The organism is Nonomuraea sp. NPDC054003, assembly GCF_055585125.1.
In genome coordinates this window covers 65,766-80,009 of record NZ_JBVJKR010000002.1, presented here as the reverse complement: position 1 = coordinate 80,009, position 14,244 = coordinate 65,766, and the positions used below count along the sequence as shown (strand labels likewise).

General features: G+C 72.9%; 18 protein-coding genes. 9 read left to right on the top strand and 9 right to left on the bottom strand.

What is annotated here, in order from left to right; all coding sequences use genetic code 11:
• Window positions 1-72 precede the first annotated feature (72 nt).
• Window positions 73-900 (top strand): 3-methyl-2-oxobutanoate hydroxymethyltransferase, encoded by an 828-nt coding sequence (panB, locus tag ACZ6YG_RS04540; protein WP_219544724.1) that lies wholly within the window; start codon window positions 73-75, stop codon window positions 898-900.
• Between the two features lie 13 nt (window positions 901-913).
• Here the strand turns inward: panB and ACZ6YG_RS04535 are convergent, their stop codons facing one another.
• The 4 genes from ACZ6YG_RS04535 to ACZ6YG_RS04520 all read right to left on the bottom strand — a co-directional run bounded on the left by ACZ6YG_RS04535 (window position 914) and on the right by ACZ6YG_RS04520 (window position 3,869).
• Window positions 914-1,279 (bottom strand): mycothiol transferase, encoded by a 366-nt coding sequence (locus tag ACZ6YG_RS04535; RefSeq protein WP_466017209.1) that lies wholly within the window; start codon window positions 1,277-1,279, stop codon window positions 914-916.
• Between the two features lie 98 nt (window positions 1,280-1,377).
• A complete protein-coding gene (locus ACZ6YG_RS04530; protein WP_466017208.1) occupies window positions 1,378-2,370 on the bottom strand; it encodes a threonine/serine dehydratase in 993 nt (330 codons plus the stop codon).
• Window positions 2,371-2,372: 2 nt separating this feature from the next.
• Entirely contained in the window at window positions 2,373-2,669 is a 297-nt protein-coding gene (locus ACZ6YG_RS04525) for an ArsR/SmtB family transcription factor (RefSeq protein ID WP_466017207.1), read from the bottom strand.
• Window positions 2,670-2,696: 27 nt separating this feature from the next.
• Window positions 2,697-3,869 carry a trans-sulfuration enzyme family protein gene (locus ACZ6YG_RS04520; RefSeq protein WP_148032876.1) on the bottom strand — a complete coding sequence of 391 codons (1,173 nt, stop codon included), beginning with the start codon at window positions 3,867-3,869 and terminating at the stop codon, window positions 2,697-2,699.
• A gap of 60 nt (window positions 3,870-3,929) precedes the next feature.
• Between ACZ6YG_RS04520 and ACZ6YG_RS04515 the strand changes: the two genes are divergently transcribed.
• The 6 genes from ACZ6YG_RS04515 to ACZ6YG_RS04490 all read left to right on the top strand — a co-directional run bounded on the left by ACZ6YG_RS04515 (window position 3,930) and on the right by ACZ6YG_RS04490 (window position 9,527).
• On the top strand, window positions 3,930-5,414 hold the full coding sequence (locus ACZ6YG_RS04515) for an aminotransferase-like domain-containing protein (protein WP_466017206.1): 1,485 nt from the start codon (window positions 3,930-3,932) through the stop codon (window positions 5,412-5,414).
• A gap of 74 nt (window positions 5,415-5,488) precedes the next feature.
• A complete protein-coding gene (locus tag ACZ6YG_RS04510; RefSeq protein WP_148032878.1) occupies window positions 5,489-6,175 on the top strand; it encodes an alpha/beta hydrolase in 687 nt (228 codons plus the stop codon).
• 45 nt (window positions 6,176-6,220) lie between these two features.
• On the top strand, window positions 6,221-7,108 hold the full coding sequence (locus ACZ6YG_RS04505; protein ID WP_466017205.1) for an ABC transporter ATP-binding protein: 888 nt from the start codon (window positions 6,221-6,223) through the stop codon (window positions 7,106-7,108).
• A complete protein-coding gene (locus ACZ6YG_RS04500) occupies window positions 7,105-7,824 on the top strand; it encodes an ABC transporter permease (protein WP_466017204.1) in 720 nt (239 codons plus the stop codon). The genes ACZ6YG_RS04505 and ACZ6YG_RS04500 overlap by 4 nt, the downstream gene beginning before the upstream one ends.
• Before the next feature lie 9 nt (window positions 7,825-7,833).
• Window positions 7,834-8,919, top strand: coding sequence for a sensor histidine kinase (locus ACZ6YG_RS04495; RefSeq protein ID WP_148032881.1), 1,086 nt, complete (start codon window positions 7,834-7,836; stop codon window positions 8,917-8,919).
• On the top strand, window positions 8,916-9,527 hold the full coding sequence (locus ACZ6YG_RS04490; protein ID WP_466017203.1) for a response regulator transcription factor: 612 nt from the start codon (window positions 8,916-8,918) through the stop codon (window positions 9,525-9,527). Before ACZ6YG_RS04495 ends, ACZ6YG_RS04490 begins: the two co-directional genes overlap by 4 nt.
• Before the next feature lie 9 nt (window positions 9,528-9,536).
• On the opposite strand, the gene ACZ6YG_RS04485 is transcribed toward ACZ6YG_RS04490, so the two are convergent.
• The 4 genes from ACZ6YG_RS04485 to npdG form a co-directional block, all read right to left on the bottom strand.
• A complete protein-coding gene (locus tag ACZ6YG_RS04485; RefSeq protein ID WP_397197221.1) occupies window positions 9,537-9,836 on the bottom strand; it encodes a hypothetical protein in 300 nt (99 codons plus the stop codon).
• Between the two features lie 43 nt (window positions 9,837-9,879).
• Complete coding sequence (locus tag ACZ6YG_RS04480) at window positions 9,880-10,335, bottom strand: hypothetical protein (RefSeq protein WP_397197222.1); 456 nt, start codon at window positions 10,333-10,335, stop codon at window positions 9,880-9,882.
• Window positions 10,336-10,477: 142 nt separating this feature from the next.
• The gene (locus ACZ6YG_RS04475; RefSeq protein WP_271276334.1) at window positions 10,478-11,185 is read right to left on the bottom strand and encodes a MerR family transcriptional regulator; all 708 of its coding nucleotides are present in this window, start codon (window positions 11,183-11,185) and stop codon (window positions 10,478-10,480) included.
• A gap of 203 nt (window positions 11,186-11,388) precedes the next feature.
• Window positions 11,389-12,042, bottom strand: a complete 654-nt coding sequence (gene npdG, locus ACZ6YG_RS04470) for an NADPH-dependent F420 reductase (protein WP_148032885.1) — start codon at window positions 12,040-12,042, stop codon at window positions 11,389-11,391.
• A gap of 136 nt (window positions 12,043-12,178) precedes the next feature.
• On the opposite strand from npdG, the gene ACZ6YG_RS04465 reads away from it, so the two are divergent.
• A complete protein-coding gene (locus ACZ6YG_RS04465) occupies window positions 12,179-12,757 on the top strand; it encodes a hypothetical protein (protein WP_466017202.1) in 579 nt (192 codons plus the stop codon).
• A 31-nt stretch (window positions 12,758-12,788) separates the two neighbouring features.
• Here the strand turns inward: ACZ6YG_RS04465 and ACZ6YG_RS04460 are convergent, their stop codons facing one another.
• Entirely contained in the window at window positions 12,789-13,748 is a 960-nt protein-coding gene (locus ACZ6YG_RS04460) for a LysR family transcriptional regulator (protein WP_466017201.1), read from the bottom strand.
• A 72-nt stretch (window positions 13,749-13,820) separates the two neighbouring features.
• Here ACZ6YG_RS04460 and ACZ6YG_RS04455 point away from each other — a divergent pair, with 72 nt between their 5' ends.
• Entirely contained in the window at window positions 13,821-14,114 is a 294-nt protein-coding gene (locus ACZ6YG_RS04455; RefSeq protein ID WP_148032888.1) for a CBU_0592 family membrane protein, read from the top strand.
• The last annotated feature ends 130 nt before the right edge of the window (window positions 14,115-14,244 follow it).

The following is a 14,244-nucleotide window of genomic DNA, read 5'->3' as shown; positions in this document are numbered from 1 at the left end:
GCGCCTGGCATCATCGGAGGGAGTCCGGGGACGCCACCAGGGCGCCTCGAGACGCTTTCGGAGGTTGACCTGATGTCCTCAACCACCCTGTACGGCGGCGTTTCCGGCCGCCGGGTCACCGTGCGCGACCTCGCCGCGGCCAAGGAGCGCGGGGAGCGGTGGCCGATGATCACCGCCTACGACGCGATGACGGCCCGGGTGTTCGACGCGGCGGGCATTCCCGTCCTGCTCGTGGGTGACTCGGCCGCCATGGTGGTGTACGGCTACGACTCCACCCTGCCGGTCACCGTCGACGACCTGCTGTCGCTGACCGCGGCCGTGGTGCGCGGCTCCTCTCGCGCGCTCGTGGTCGCCGACCTGCCGTTCGGCTCCTATCAGACGTCACCGGGGCAGGCGCTGGAGTCGGCGGCCCGGTTCATGAAGGAGGCCGGCGCGCACGCGGTCAAGCTGGAGGGCGGCCGGCGGGTGGTGCCCCAGGTGGAGGCGCTCGTCTCGGCGGGCGTGCCGGTCATGGCCCACCTCGGCCTGACCCCCCAGTCGGTCAACGCGCTCGGCGGCTACCGCGTCCAGGGGCGCGGGGAGGCGGGCGACGAGCTGATGGCCGACGCCAAGGACCTGGAGCGGGCCGGCGCGTTCTCGGTCGTGCTCGAATGCGTGCCCGCCGACCTCGCGGAACGGGTGACGGCCTCGCTGTCGATCCCCACGATCGGCATCGGCGCGGGCTCCGCCACCGACGCCCAGGTGCTCGTCTGGCAGGACATGATGGGGCTGACCCCCAGCCCGGCCCGATTCGTCAAGCGCTACGCCGACCTGGGCGCCGAGCTCGACAGGGCCGCGCGGGCGTTCGCCGACGAGGTCGTCGGCGGCTCCTTCCCCGGCCCCGAACACACGTACAGCTGAGCCCGGGTGGGGGTCAGTAGTAGCCCTTCTCGCCGTCGACCAGTTCCCTGATGGTGTCCAGGTGGCCGGCGTGCCTGGCGGTCTCCTCGACCATGTGGATCAGCATCCAGCGCAGGCTCGCCGCGCCCGAGCGGTAGTCGGGGTGTTTGCCCACGTCGTCCAGCGAGTGGGCGGCGACGATCTCGTTCGAGATCCGGCACTGACGCTCGTACTCGTCGAGGAGCTTCACCAGGGGGACGCCGTCGATCCGCATGTCGGCGTCCTCCTCCGACAGCCCCGCGCACTTCCACTGGACGATCGCGCGTTGCATGTCGAGCCAGCCCACAAGCTGGGTGCGTTCATCGGCGACGAAAGGGGGACGTTCCCGGGACATGCTCATGAGGGGCGACGCTATCCCGGCGATGCCGGCATCGCATCCTGTTTCGTCCCGAAATCACCGTGCGACCGTTCCACCCGCCGCCCGGTTCCCGTGGCGGGTCACTCGGCGGCGAGTGTGGCGGGGTCGGTGTTGGAGCCGCAGACCACCACCGCCACCCGCTCGCCGGGCGCGGGGGTGTAGGCGCCCGACAGCAGCGCGGCGTACGCGGTCGCGCCGCCGTGCTCGGTGACCAGGCGGTGCCTCTCCCAGAGGGTGCGGCGGGCGGCCACGATGGCGTCCTCGGCGACCAGCACGCTGCGCGCGCCGGACGAGGCGAGGATCTCGTACGCGATGTCGCCCAGCGCGGTGGCGCCCAGCGAGTCGGCCGCCACCCCGCCCACCTCCACGGGCACCGGCCGGCCAGCCTTGAGCGCCTCGTGGAAGGTGGGGATCCGCTCCGGCTCCACCGCCACGATCCTGGGCCGTCCCCGGCGGTAGCCCTGACCCGAAGCGAACGTGGGCGACGCCTCCGAGCCGGACAGCGGCGGCTCCTGGGAGGAAGGCGGGACAGCGGAGCCGAGGGCGATGCCCGCGGCGAAGCCGCCGCCGCCGACGGCGACCAGGATGGTGTCGACGCCGCCCGTCTGCTCCATCAGCTCCAGCCCGGTGGTGCCCTGCCCGGCCACCACCTCGGCCTGGTCGTAGGCGTGCACCTTCAGCGCGCCCGTCTCGGCGGCGCGCTTGGCGGCCGCCTCGGCCGCCTCGGAGTAGATCGCCCCGACCTGGTTGATCCGGGCGCCGAGCGCCCGCAGCCCGGCCATCTTGACCGGGCTGGTCACCTCCGGCACGAAGATCTCGGCCCGCGCCCCCAGCGCCCGCGCCGCGTACGCGACCGCCAGCCCGTGGTTGCCGCCACTGGCCGCGATCACCCCGCCCGGCGGCAGCTCGCCCGCCGCCAGCATCCGGTTGAACGCCCCGCGCACCTTGAACGACCCGGAGTGCTGCAGCAGCTCCAGCTTGAGCACGAGCCCCGGCGCGACCTCCAGGACCGGCGTGCGCAGCACGTGCGCCCCGATCCGCCCGGCCGCCGCCACCACGTCCTCGTACGTCACCGTCACAGCTCCCCCTCGATCGTCCGTTTGAGCTGTGCTATCCGCTCCTCGTCGCGCCGGTAGAACACCCACTGCCTGATCCGCTTGCCGCGGATGAGGCCGGCGCGCTCCAGGATCTTGAGGTGGCCGGTGGCGCTGGGCTGGGTCATGCCGAGCTTGCCGGCGATGGACTGGCCGCACACCCCGTCGGCCACCAAGTCGCCGTCGACCTGGGGCGGGAAGTGCGCGACCGGGTCCTTGAGCCAGTGGAGGATCAGCAGGCGCGGCTCGCTGGCCACGGCGCGGAGCTCGGACAGCACTTAGGCATTTTCCTCAATGCCTAAGGACTAAGTCAACGCCTGCTCGAAGTCCGCCCAGAGATCCTCGGGGTGCTCGATGCCGACGGCGACCCGTACCGTGCCCTCACCGATGCCGTGCCTGGCCAGCTCGGCGGCGGTGAGCGAGCGGTGCGAGGTGGTGGCCGGGTGCAGGATGAGCGTCTCGACGCCGCCCAGCGACGGCGCGACCAGCGCCAGCCGTACCGACCGCATGAACCTCTCCCCCGCCGCGCGCCCGCCCGTCAGGTCGAACGAGAAGAGGCCGCCGAAGTCGGGCAGCAGCTTGGCCGCCACCTCGTGCGACGGGTGCGAGGGCAGGCCCGGCCAGTGCACGGCCGCCACCGACGGGTGCTCGGCCAGGCGGGTCGCGAGCAGGCGGGTGTTGGCGCAGTGGCGCTCCATGCGCAGCCCCAGCGTCTGCATCCCGCGCAGGCTCAGCCAGGCGGCGAACGGGTCCGGCGACGGCCCCAGCTCGATCGCGAAGTGCCAGACGTCGCGGTAGAGCGCGTCGTCGGCGAACACCGCCATGCCGCCGACCACGTCCGTGTGCCCGGACAGGTACTTGGTGGTGGAGTGGACGACGACGTCGGCGCCGTGCTCGATCGGGCGGCACAGCAGAGGGGTGGCGAAGGTGTTGTCGACCACGCTGACCAGGCCCAGCTCGCGGGCCGCCGCGCACATCGCGGGCAGGTCGGCGACCTGGCACATCGGGTTGGCGATGGTCTCCAGGTAGACCAGCTTCGTCCGCGGCCCGACGGCGGCGCGGAGCGCGGCGGGGTCGTGCTCGGGCACGTAGCTGACCTCGACGCCGAACCGCGACACCAGCTCGTTGATCATGCCCGCGGTGCCGCCGTACAGGGCCCGCTGGGCGATCAGGTGGTCGCCCGGCTTGAGCAGGCCGAGCAGCACGGTGTTGATGGCGGCCATGCCGGAGCCGGTGGCGATGGCGGCGACGCCGCCCTCCAGACCGGAGACGGCCTCCTCCAGGGCGCGGACGGTGGGGTTGCTGTAGCGGCCGTAGACGTACGGGCCGTCGGGCCTCCCCATGCCGTCGGCCATGACCGCCGGGTCGTCGAAGGTGAACCCGGAGGTCTGGTAGATGGGCACGGTGATCGGGCGGCTGCCCTCGACCACGGGGTGGGGCACGTGGACCGCGCGGGTTTCAGGACGGTATTCGGTCATGTACGTAAGGATGTCCGGAAAAGTCGCACGAGATCAGAGCCAATCCCACAAGATTGGTCTATGAATGGGGCCAATGTCGACCATCTCGTCGATCTGCTGGGCCGCTGGGCGTCCGGGCGCGGGCCGCTCTACCTGCTGCTCGCGGCCCGGCTGAGGGCACTCGTCGACGACGGCGTGCTGCCCCCCGGAGAGCTGCTGCCGCCGGACCGGGGGCTGGCCAGACGGCTGGCGGTCGGCCGCGGCACCGTGGTGGCCGCGTACGAGCTGCTCCAGCGGGAAGGGCGGGTGATGCGGCGGCAGGGCAGCGGCACCCGCGTCGCCGAACTGGACCTGCCGGCCACCCGCACCGGCGACGGGGTGACGGCGAACCCGCTGCTGCTGCACATCCTGCACCCGCCGGACGGGGTGACGCTGCTGACCTGCGCCGCCCCGGACGAGCCGCCGCCGGAGCTGGCGGAGGCGTACGAGGAGGCGGCCGGGCGGCTCGCGGGCATGCGCGACCTGGGTTACCAGCCCGCCGGCCAGCCGGATCTGCGGGAGGCGGCGGCCGCCTACTACCGGCGGCGCGGCGTGCCGACGAGCGCGGCGGAGATCATCGTGACCAACGGCGCCCAACAGGCGCTCACCCTGCTGACCGGTCTGCTGGTGTCGCCCGGCGACCGGGTCCTGACCGAGTCCCCGACGTACCCCGGGGCCCTGGAGGTCTTCCGCCACGCCGCGGCCGCGATCCGCCCGGTCACCCTCGACCCCCGGGAAACCCTCTCCCCCGGAGAACCACCCGCCCGCCGCCCCGCGCCGGTCGACCTCGTCCGGGCCGTGCGGGAGCGGCCCGCGCTGCTCTACACGGTGCCGACCGCGAGCAATCCCACGGGGTCGGTCATGGACGGGCCGGCGCGCCGCCGGCTGGCCGCGCTGGCCGCCGAGCACGACCTGCCGGTGATCGACGACGAGGTCTCCGCGGAGCTCTGCTTCGACGGCGACACACCGGCCCCGCTCACCGCCTACACCACCGGCGAGCAGGTGGTCACGATCGCGTCGCTGAGCAAGGTCGTCTGGGGCGGCCTGCGCGTCGGCTGGATCAGGGCGCCGGCGCCGCTGGCCGCCCGGCTCGCCCGGCTCCGCGCCGTGCACGACCTCGGCGGCGACGTGGTCGGCCAGCTCGCCGCCGCCGCGCTGCTGCACCGCCTCGACGACATCAGGCGCGACCGCGTACGGGTCCTGCGCGCCCGCCACGACCACCTGTGCGCCGAGCTGCGCGCGCACCTGCCGTCCTGGTCGTTCGAACCGGCACGGGGCGGCCAGACGATCTGGGTCCGGCTGCCGCGCGGCGACGCCGACTCCTTCGCCCAGGTCGCGCTCAGGCACGGGGTGGCGGTGCCGCCCGGCCGCTCCTTCGACCCGCTCGGCGGCCTCGCGGACCGGATGCGGCTGCACTTCCTGTTCCCCGAGGCGGAGCTGTCGGCGGCGGTGCGGGCGCTCGCCGCGGCCTGGCACGCCTACGACCCCACCGAGCGCCTGCCGTCACGGCCGACCCTCGTCGTCTGACACCGGCCGAGAGCGGATCCGCCAGGAGCTGACACCGCGGCGGGCGGGCGCGCGCGTACGGCAAGGTGTGCAGCATGACCTTCGTGCTCGTACACAGCCCCAGCGTGGGCCCGTCCACGTGGGCGCCGGTGGCCCAGGCGCTGGAGCGCCGGGGCCATCAGGCGGTGGTGCCCGATCTGACCGGAGTCACCGGGGGCGGCCCGCCGCACTGGCCGCGGATCGTGGAGGCGGTGCGCGCCGCGACGCCCGCCGGGGGCCGGATCGTGCTGGCGGCCCACAGCAACGCCGGGCTGTTCGTGCCGGTGATCAAGGAAGGGCTGGGCGACCGGGTGGTGGCGTGCGTGTTCGCCGACGCCCACCTGCCGCCCGAGCGCGGGCTGGTCAGGCCGGGGCAGGACGACTTCCTGCCGTTCCTGCGCGAGCTGGCCGGGGATGACGGCGTGCTGCCGCGCTGGACCGACTGGTGGAGCGAGGAGGACGTGGCGCCCATGTTCCCCGCGGACCCGGCCGTGCGCGACCGGGTGGTCGCCGAGCAGCCGCGGCTGCCGCTCGGCTTCTACACCGACCCGGTGCCGGTGCCCGCCGGGTGGGACGCCGTGCGCTGCTCCTTCCTGTGGTTCGGGCCGCCGTACGACACGGTGGCGGAGCAGGCGCGGCGGCGCGGCTGGCCCGTGCTCCGCGTCCCCGGCCGCCACCTCCACCCGGTCGTCGACCCGGAGGCGGTGACCGACGCGCTGCTCAAGCTCTCCCGCAGGTCGTGAATTCCTCACTGCCGCCGCGCGCCCCGGCCGGGAAGAGTCGCAGGCATGACAGCGATCCTGGTGAACGAGCTCGTCAAGCGCTACGGCGCCTTCGAGGCGGTGAAGGGCGTCTCGTTCGAGGTGCCCGCCGGTCAGATCTTCGCCCTGCTCGGCAGGAACGGCGCGGGCAAGACCACGACCGTGGAGGTGCTGGCCGGGTTCCTGCGGCCTGACGGCGGCTCGGTGCGGGTGCTCGGCCTCGACCCGGTGGCCGACCGGGCGGCGGTACGGCAGCGCACCGGCGTCATGTTGCAGGAGGCGGGGTTCTTCCCCGACCTGACCGTGGCGCAGACCGTCGACACCTGGCGCGACTTCACCTCCGCGCCGCGTCCCCGCGAGGAGGCGCTGGAGCTGGCCGGGCTGAAGGAGAAGGCGGCGACCAGGGTGCGCCAGCTGTCCGGCGGGGAGAAACGGCGGCTCGACCTGGCGCTGGCCCTGCTGGGCCGGCCCGACGTGCTGTTCCTCGACGAGCCGACCGCCGGCATGGACCCGCGGGCGCGCGTGGACACCTGGGAGGTGGTGCGCGAGCTGGCCCGGCAGGGCACCACGGTCCTGCTGACCACCCACTACCTGGAGGAGGCGCAGCGGCTGGCCGCCGCCATGGCGATCATGGACGAGGGCGCGGTCGTGGCCGCGGGCGGCATGGCCGAGACGCTGGCCAGGCTGCGCGGCCGGGTGGCGTTCCGGCTGCCCGCCGGTGTGCGGCCCGATGACCTGCCGCTGCCGGTCTCGCTCGACGGCGAGCTGGCCGTGTGCCGCGCCAACGACCCCGACCTGGCCGCCCAGACGCTGCTGACCTGGGCCGCCGGGCGCGGCCTGCGGCTGGCGGGCCTGGAGGTCCGCACCGCCACCCTCGAAGACCTCTTCCTCGACCTGCCCAGGAGCGCACGATGAGTCTCGCCGCGACCTACCGGCTCGGCACCCGCCTGTTCTGGAAGGACCGGGGCATGCTCTTCGGCTCGGTCGTCACGCCCGTGGGCCTGGCCATCGGGCTGCCGGTCCTGATGCGGAACGTCACCAGCGCGGGCGCAGCCGACGTCGCCCATCTCTTCCACGGCATGATCGCGATCGTCCTGGCGACCACCACGTTCATGACCATGGTCGTCGCCCTCACCATGCGCCGTGACCAGCTCGTGCTCAAGCGGCTGCGTACGACCGAGCTGACCGACGGGCAGATCCTGGGCGGGCAGATCGCCAGCGTCGTGACCCAGACCGTGGTCATCGTCGCGCTGTCGGCGGTGGCGGTGCGGGTCCTGGCGGGCGTGCCGCTGCCGGGCGACCCGCTGTTGTTCGCCGCGGCCGTCGTGGCGGGTTCGGCGGTGATGGCGCTGCTGGCCGCCGCGTACACGGCCGCGATCCCGCGGGCCGAGCTGTCGGCCGCGTTCGCCATGCCGGTGTTCCTGCTGGCCGGGGTGGGCGCGGGGGCGATGGGGCCGATCCCGCTGCCGTCCCTCGTCCAGACGGCGCTCGACCTGCTGCCGACCGCCGCCGTGGTCGCCGCGGTGCGCCACGGCGAGGTGCTGGCGCCCGCGCTGAACCTGGCGGCGTGGACCGTGATCGGGGTCGTGAGCCTGAGGCTCTGGTTCCGGTGGGAGCCGAGGCGCTCATAATCTGACGTCGTGACCTCCACCTCCGCCCGGCGCATGGCGAGCGGCCTGCTGACCGGCGTCGCCATCGCCTACACGCTGCTCGGGCTGCTCTACTACCAGTTCGGCGCGCTGCTGGGGCTCATGGCGACGGCGATGATGCTGACGGTCGTGGCCCTGCACTACGTGAACATGCGGGCGGGGCTGCGCGGCGGGCGGCCTGCCCTGTTCCCGCTCACGCTGGTGCTGCAGGCGCTGGTCACCTACGTGCCCGACTTCCTGCTGCCGTCCGGCTACTCGTCGGTGGCGGCGCCGATGCTGGCGGGAAGCGTGCTGGTGCTCCTGCCGCTGCGCTGGGGCGGGCCGCTCGTCGCGGTGATGACGCTGTACGGGGCGACCGCGACCTGGCTCGGCCTGCCCTTCGCCATCGTGTCCTTCTTCTTCACCCTCGCCGTGCCCATCACCGGGGCCATGATCTACACGCTGGTGCGGCTGGCCAGGCTCGCCGCCGACCTGGAGGAGGCCAGGGCGGAGCTGGCCGAGGCGGCGGTGCTGAAGGAGCGACTGCGCATCTCCCGCGACCTGCACGACGGGCTGGGCCGCAGCCTCACCGCCATCGCGCTCAAGGGCGACCTGGCCTCCCGGCTGCTCGACCGCGACCCCGCGTCGGCGCGGGGCGAGGTGACGGAGCTGGTCCAGGTGGCCAGGGAGGCGGCGCAGGACGTGCGGCAGGTGGCGCGCGGCTACCGCGAGCTGTCGCTGGCGGGCGAGACGGACCGGGCGGTGGCGCTGCTGGAGTCGTCGGGGGTGCGCTGCCAGGCCCACCTGGCGGACGTGACGCCGCCGAAGCGGTCGGACGAGGCGCTGGCCTGGGCCGTGCGGGAGGCGGTCACCAACATCCTGCGCCACAGCCACGCCACCACCTGCACGATCACCACGTCGGCCCGTGACGGGCGGGTGCGCCTGGAGGTGGCCGACGACGGCGTCCCGGACGCTCCTGTCGTCCTCGGGGGCGGGCTGACCGGGCTGGCTGAGCGGGCCGCCCAGGCGGGCGGCACCCTCACCGCGGCGCGCGGCGAGACGGGCGGCTTCCTGCTGGCGATGGAGGTCCCGGCATGACGGCCATCAGGGTGATGCTGGCCGAGGACATGCACATGATCCGGGCCGCGCTCACCGCGCTGCTGCGCCTGGAGTCCGACATCGACGTGGTCGCCGAGGTGACGCGCGGCGACGAGATCGTGCCCACCGCCCTGGAACACCGCCCCGACGTGGCGATCGTGGACATCGACCTGCCGGTCGTCGACGGCATCACCGCCGCCGCCGAGCTGCGCGAGCGGCTCCCGGAGTGCCGGATCCTCGTGCTGACCGCTCTCGGGCAGCCTGGCCAGGTGCGCCGCGCGCTGGCGGCCGGGATCGGGGCGTTCCTGGTCAAGGACGCGCCCGGCCACCGGCTCGCCGACGCCATCCGGCGCACCGCGGCGGGGCTGCGGGTGCTCGATCCCGAGCTGGTGTCGGCGGCGATGGAGTACGGCGAGAGCCCGCTGACGCCGCGCGAGTCGACCGTGCTCAGGGAGGCCGCCCGGGGCGCCTCGGCGGAGGAGATCGCCTCCCGCCTGCACCTGTCGCCCGGCACGGTGCGCAACTACCTGACGGGCGCGATCACCAAGACGGGCGCCCGCAACAAGATCGACGCCATTCGCATCGCGGAAGACGCCGGTTGGCTCTGACGCGGCCCGCTATCTCTTGTTCGATCGCACGATGAGGTGCTGCGAACCGTTGACGTTGTTGCCGCTGCCGTTGTAGGAGTTGTCGGATCCGTAGGACCGGATCACGTTGGTGAAGTTGCCGCTGTTGATGGACTTTCCCTTGTTCCAGTAGTTTCCCCTGTTTCGGGAATTGCCTCTGTCCAGGGGGTGGGCCGCCTCCGCCACGCTGGGCATCGCGAAATTCTGCCGGAGCGCCGGCTCGGCGGGAGAGGCGGGCGTCCCCGCCGCGAGCAACGCCAGCCCGATACCGGCGATGGCAAGACCAGTCATATGCATTCACACTCCAATGTTTCCCGCTCTTATCGCCGCCGGGTCACCGCACGAGAGACTGGGATCCGTTGGCCGTGTTCCCGCTGTTGGTCGCGTTGTTGCTCGCTGTGGAGCCGTTCACGTTCGAGAAGTTGCCGCTGTTGATGGGATCCCCCTCGCTGTAATAATTCCCACTGTTGGTGGAGTTACCGCTGTTTTCTGCGCCGTTGACGCATTTCGTGGGAGAATTGGAGGAGGGCGAGTTGTAGTTGACCAGCCGGTTGCCGCAGAAGACGCCGGGGACCATGTGCAACACCGTGCCCAGGTCGGCGCCCAGCAGGCGCGACAGCTCAGAAGGCGCTTGGGGTTCCGGGTCGGCCGCCGACATACCGGATCCGGCCGTCATCATGCCGGAAGCGGTCATTGCCACGACCATGGCGAGCCGAATCAGATTTCTCTGCAGAGATCCCACTACCGCCTCCGAATACCAGTTGCAGGTCGTTTCACGATCGCCGAGCATATAGTCCGCCACAAAGCGCGCACAACGTTGCCGGCGCCGTGTCGCATTTCCATGAACGCCGGCCGAATGAAATAGGCCGAGGATTCAGGAAATTGGCCGCGTCTCATGCGGAACCGGCTGCGAAAGGACCTGTCCAGCCGGGTCAGAGGCCGCGCAGGCGGAGGTAGGCGGCGAGTTCGGCCGTGCCGTCGAGCATCGCCCGGCCGCGCCGCCGGAGGCGGGAGCGCCAGGTGCTCAGCGCTTCCTCCAGCGGGCCGATCCCGCCGGCTTCCCGGACGTTCGCGATCGCCCCGGCGATCTGACGCAGCGGGTAGCCGCCGCGCCGGAGCTGGCGGGCCAGGTGCGCGTCGCGTACCGCGGCGGGCGGGTAGCGGCGGTAGCCGGTCACCGGGTCGCGTTCGGCGTGGAGGATCCCGGCCTTCTCCCACTTGCGGAGCGTGGCCGGGTGGATGCCGAGCCGGCGGGCGAGGGCGCCGACGGACGGCGCCCCGCGTACCGGCTCGTCGCCCGCCGGAGCGAGCTCGGTGAGGGCGGCGGTCACCTCGTCCAGCGTGGCCCGGTCGCGCAGGATCTCGGCGTGGCCCTGGTCGAGGAGTCGGAAGACGGCCTCCTCGTCGCCCGCGTTGGCGGCCCGCAGGATCGCGGCCGCGCCCTGGTGCCCGAACCCCGGCCGGAGCGCCAGGAAGGCCCGCAGGGCCTGAGCGTGGACCGGCGTGTAGCGGCGGTACCCCTGGTCACCGCGCGGGGCCGGGGGCAGGATCCCGTCATCCTCGTAGTTGCGCACGGCCTGCGCGGACAGCCCGTGCTCCCGGGCAAGGTCACTGGGCCGAAGCCGGTCAGCGCGCGTCACGTGTGTCTCCGGGCGAGGTCACTGGGCCAGGGCCGGTTGGCGCGCTTCACCTGTGCCTCCGCTTCGTGAGCTCCTGGACGGCCGCTTGGTCCGGCGCTGCCGGATCTGTCCACGTCCGCGACGACGTGCGCGTCCCTCAGGGCGGATACCGGTTGCCTCGGCTCACGGTCGCGAGCCGAGGCGCGGTCGTACGGAGGAGGTCGTCAGATGTCGGTGACGCGGATGCCGGCGTGGGCCTTGTAGCGGCGGTTGACCGAGATGATGTTCGCGGTCAGCGCCTCCACCTGGAAGGCGTTGCGCAGCCGCCCGCCGTAGACGCCGCGCACACCGGGGATCAGGTCGGCCAGCGCCTGCACGGTGTCGGTCGCCTCCCGGTCGTCGCCCAGCACCAGCACGTCGAGGTCCACCTTCTCCACCGCCGGGTCCATCAGCACGACGGCCGACACATGGTGGAACGCCGCCACCACCCGGCTCTCGGGAAGCACCGCCGCCGCCTGCTGGGCCGCGCTGCCCTCCTCGACGGGCAGCGCGTAGGCGCCCTGCTTGTCGAAGCCCAGCGGGTTCACGCAGTCGACCACGATCTTCCCGGCGAGCTGAGTGGCCAGCGACTCCAGCAGCGCCTTGTGCCCGTCGTACGGCACCGCCACGATCACGAGGTCGCACTCGGCGGCCACGACGGCGTTCTCCGCCCCGGTGGCTCCGGCCCCGATGGACTCGGCCGCCTCCCGCGCCCGCTCGGCGCGCCGCGACCCGATCACCACCTTGAGCCCGGCCAGCGCGAACCGCCGCGCCAACCCCTTCCCCTGGTCACCGGTGCCGCCCAGAATGCCGATGCTCAGCCCGCTCACGTCAGTCATACGACGCATCATGCCAGCACGCCATCAGCGCCCACACACGCCCCCGGCGCGGCGGACGCCACCGGCTGTACAAGGCCGGGAGAAGGTCACCGCGAAACCTCTCACCCCGGACGCACCTGTCAGGCACGATGGGGATATGGATTCAGGGGCGGTCGCACACCTGCGGGAAGTCCTCGCGGAAACGGGCTGGGTAGAGCGCACCCGCGAGCTGGGCCGGGCGCTGCGCACCACCCGCTCCCCCGGTGGGCTGCTGCTGGTGGGCACGCCCGGCGACGAGCCCTGGCACCTGACCGCGCACCTCACCGACGAGGCCCGCCTGTCCAGCCTGCCGCAGCTCGCGCCCACCCTGGTCCGCTGGTCACCGCCCGCCGGCGCCCCCGCCCACCTCCGGGTGGGGCTGGAGCGGATCGAGCGTACGGCGCGCGGCGAGACGCTGTTCGTGGTGGCCGGGCAGCAGGCGCCGGCCCCGCTCCTGGAGCGGGTCGACGACGCCCGCCGCGTCGGCGCCACCATCCTGGCCCTGGAGAGCGGCGACGCTGAGCTGGCCGGGCTGGCGCACGACGCGATCGCCGTCCCCGAGCACGCGCCGGTCAGCTTCGACGGCGCCCAGCACCTGGTGAGCATCGCCGCGGGCGAGATCCCGCAACGACCCGGGCTACGCGAGCGGCTGGCCCGCCTGCTCGACAAGATGAGCGGCCCCCGCGTCTCCGACTGACAGCGAGCGGCATCTCGCCGCTCCGCGGTGGTCAGCCGGGGACCTCGTCGCGGGGCTGGCCGAGGCGGGCGCTGAGCGAGGATTCCAGCTCGGCGGTGGCGCGCTCGATGGCGGCGATGACCACGGCCTGCACCGGGTCGGGTTCGCCCGAACGGGTCCGGCTCACCCGCGTGACGGCGTCGATCCGGCGGGCGCCCACGTCGCGGATGTCGCTGACCAGCACCTCGCCCTCCCGCACGTCCAGCAGCGCCAGCGTGGGCACGATCGCCACCCCGCGCCCGGCGGCCACCAGCGCCAGGGTCGGCGCGAAATCGGTGATGACGTGCAGCTTGCGCGGCTCGAACCCGTGCAGCCCGGCCAGCCGGTCGAGCGCCTGCCCACAGGCGAGGTGCGGCTCGCTCGCCACCCACGGCACGTCCGCCAGCTCGGAGACATGCTGGGGCGGCTCCGGCCAGTCAGGCGGCACCACGACGCGATATTCGTCGACGAACAGGGCGCGCGTGGCCAGCGAGGGCTGGGCGAGCACGGGCCGGCTCATGTCCTGCTCGGTGATGAGCACGTCCGCCTCCCCCAGCCGCAGCTCCTGCAGCGCTGGCGGCCCGAACACCTCGTGGATGGCGGGCTCGATCCTCGGGTGGCGGGCGGCGAGGTCGCGCAGGGCCGGCACCAGGATGTGCTGGATCACCGTGGGGAACGCGGCGATGCGCACCGGCCCGGCCAGCCGCTCGGTGAAGCGGGTCAGCTCCCGCCTGGCCTCGGCCAGCTCCTCCTCGACCCGCTCCGCGTATCCGGCGAGGACCCGCCCGGCGGGGGTGAGCGAGACGCGGCGCTGCGAGCGGTCGACGAGCGCCAGCCCGACCTCCCGCTCCAGCTGCACGAGCTGCTGGGAGACCGCCGAGGGGGTCAGATGCAGCGCCTCCGCGGCCCGCATGACGCCGCCGCGCAGGTGGACCTCGCGCAGCACGCGTAACCGCCGGGGGTCGATGTCCATGAAGCCGACCTTACGCGTGTCCGCGATTTCCGTTGATTGCCCTTCAGCTCGGCGGATCCGCAGAATGTCCTGATGGATCTTCTCCTTGAGGCCATCGGCTGGCTCGGCGCCGCCCTGCTCCTGACCGGTTACGCCCTGGTCTCGTCCGCCCGGGTGCACGGCGACGGGCTCCTCTATCAGCTCATCAACCTGGGCGGCGCGGTCGGCCTCATGGTCAACAGCGCCTACAACGACGCCTGGCCCTCGGCGGGGCTGAACCTGGTGTGGGCCTCCATCGGCGTGGTCGCCTTGGTCAAGTTGATGAGGCTGGCCCGGTCGGCACGCGCTGACGGTACGGGCGATTCCGCTCCCGCCTTGAACGAGTGACACCGCTCACGTCAAGACGGTTACCCAAACGTTATTGAATTTCTCTGGCCGACGCTGACCTGGGGGTGGCAGCGTTGACGTCAACGCGGGAACGTTCTCGCAAGGTCGAACTAGGACAAAACAACCAGCT

Coding starts and splice junctions, on each gene's coding strand:
- ACZ6YG_RS04535 (WP_466017209.1), bottom strand. CDS start 1,279: ATGAGCATGTCCCGGGAACGTCCCCCTTTCGTCGCCGATGAACGCACC.
- ACZ6YG_RS04465 (WP_466017202.1), top strand. CDS start 12,179: ATGGATTCAGGGGCGGTCGCACACCTGCGGGAAGTCCTCGCGGAAACG.
- ACZ6YG_RS04455 (WP_148032888.1), top strand. CDS start 13,821: ATGGATCTTCTCCTTGAGGCCATCGGCTGGCTCGGCGCCGCCCTGCTC.
- panB (WP_219544724.1), top strand. CDS start 73: ATGTCCTCAACCACCCTGTACGGCGGCGTTTCCGGCCGCCGGGTCACC.
- npdG (WP_148032885.1), bottom strand. CDS start 12,042: ATGACTGACGTGAGCGGGCTGAGCATCGGCATTCTGGGCGGCACCGGT.
- ACZ6YG_RS04500 (WP_466017204.1), top strand. CDS start 7,105: ATGAGTCTCGCCGCGACCTACCGGCTCGGCACCCGCCTGTTCTGGAAG.
- ACZ6YG_RS04460 (WP_466017201.1), bottom strand. CDS start 13,748: ATGGACATCGACCCCCGGCGGTTACGCGTGCTGCGCGAGGTCCACCTG.
- ACZ6YG_RS04515 (WP_466017206.1), top strand. CDS start 3,930: ATGAATGGGGCCAATGTCGACCATCTCGTCGATCTGCTGGGCCGCTGG.
- ACZ6YG_RS04480 (WP_397197222.1), bottom strand. CDS start 10,335: ATGCTCGGCGATCGTGAAACGACCTGCAACTGGTATTCGGAGGCGGTA.
- ACZ6YG_RS04510 (WP_148032878.1), top strand. CDS start 5,489: ATGACCTTCGTGCTCGTACACAGCCCCAGCGTGGGCCCGTCCACGTGG.
- ACZ6YG_RS04490 (WP_466017203.1), top strand. CDS start 8,916: ATGACGGCCATCAGGGTGATGCTGGCCGAGGACATGCACATGATCCGG.
- ACZ6YG_RS04505 (WP_466017205.1), top strand. CDS start 6,221: ATGACAGCGATCCTGGTGAACGAGCTCGTCAAGCGCTACGGCGCCTTC.
- ACZ6YG_RS04485 (WP_397197221.1), bottom strand. CDS start 9,836: ATGACTGGTCTTGCCATCGCCGGTATCGGGCTGGCGTTGCTCGCGGCG.
- ACZ6YG_RS04520 (WP_148032876.1), bottom strand. CDS start 3,869: ATGACCGAATACCGTCCTGAAACCCGCGCGGTCCACGTGCCCCACCCC.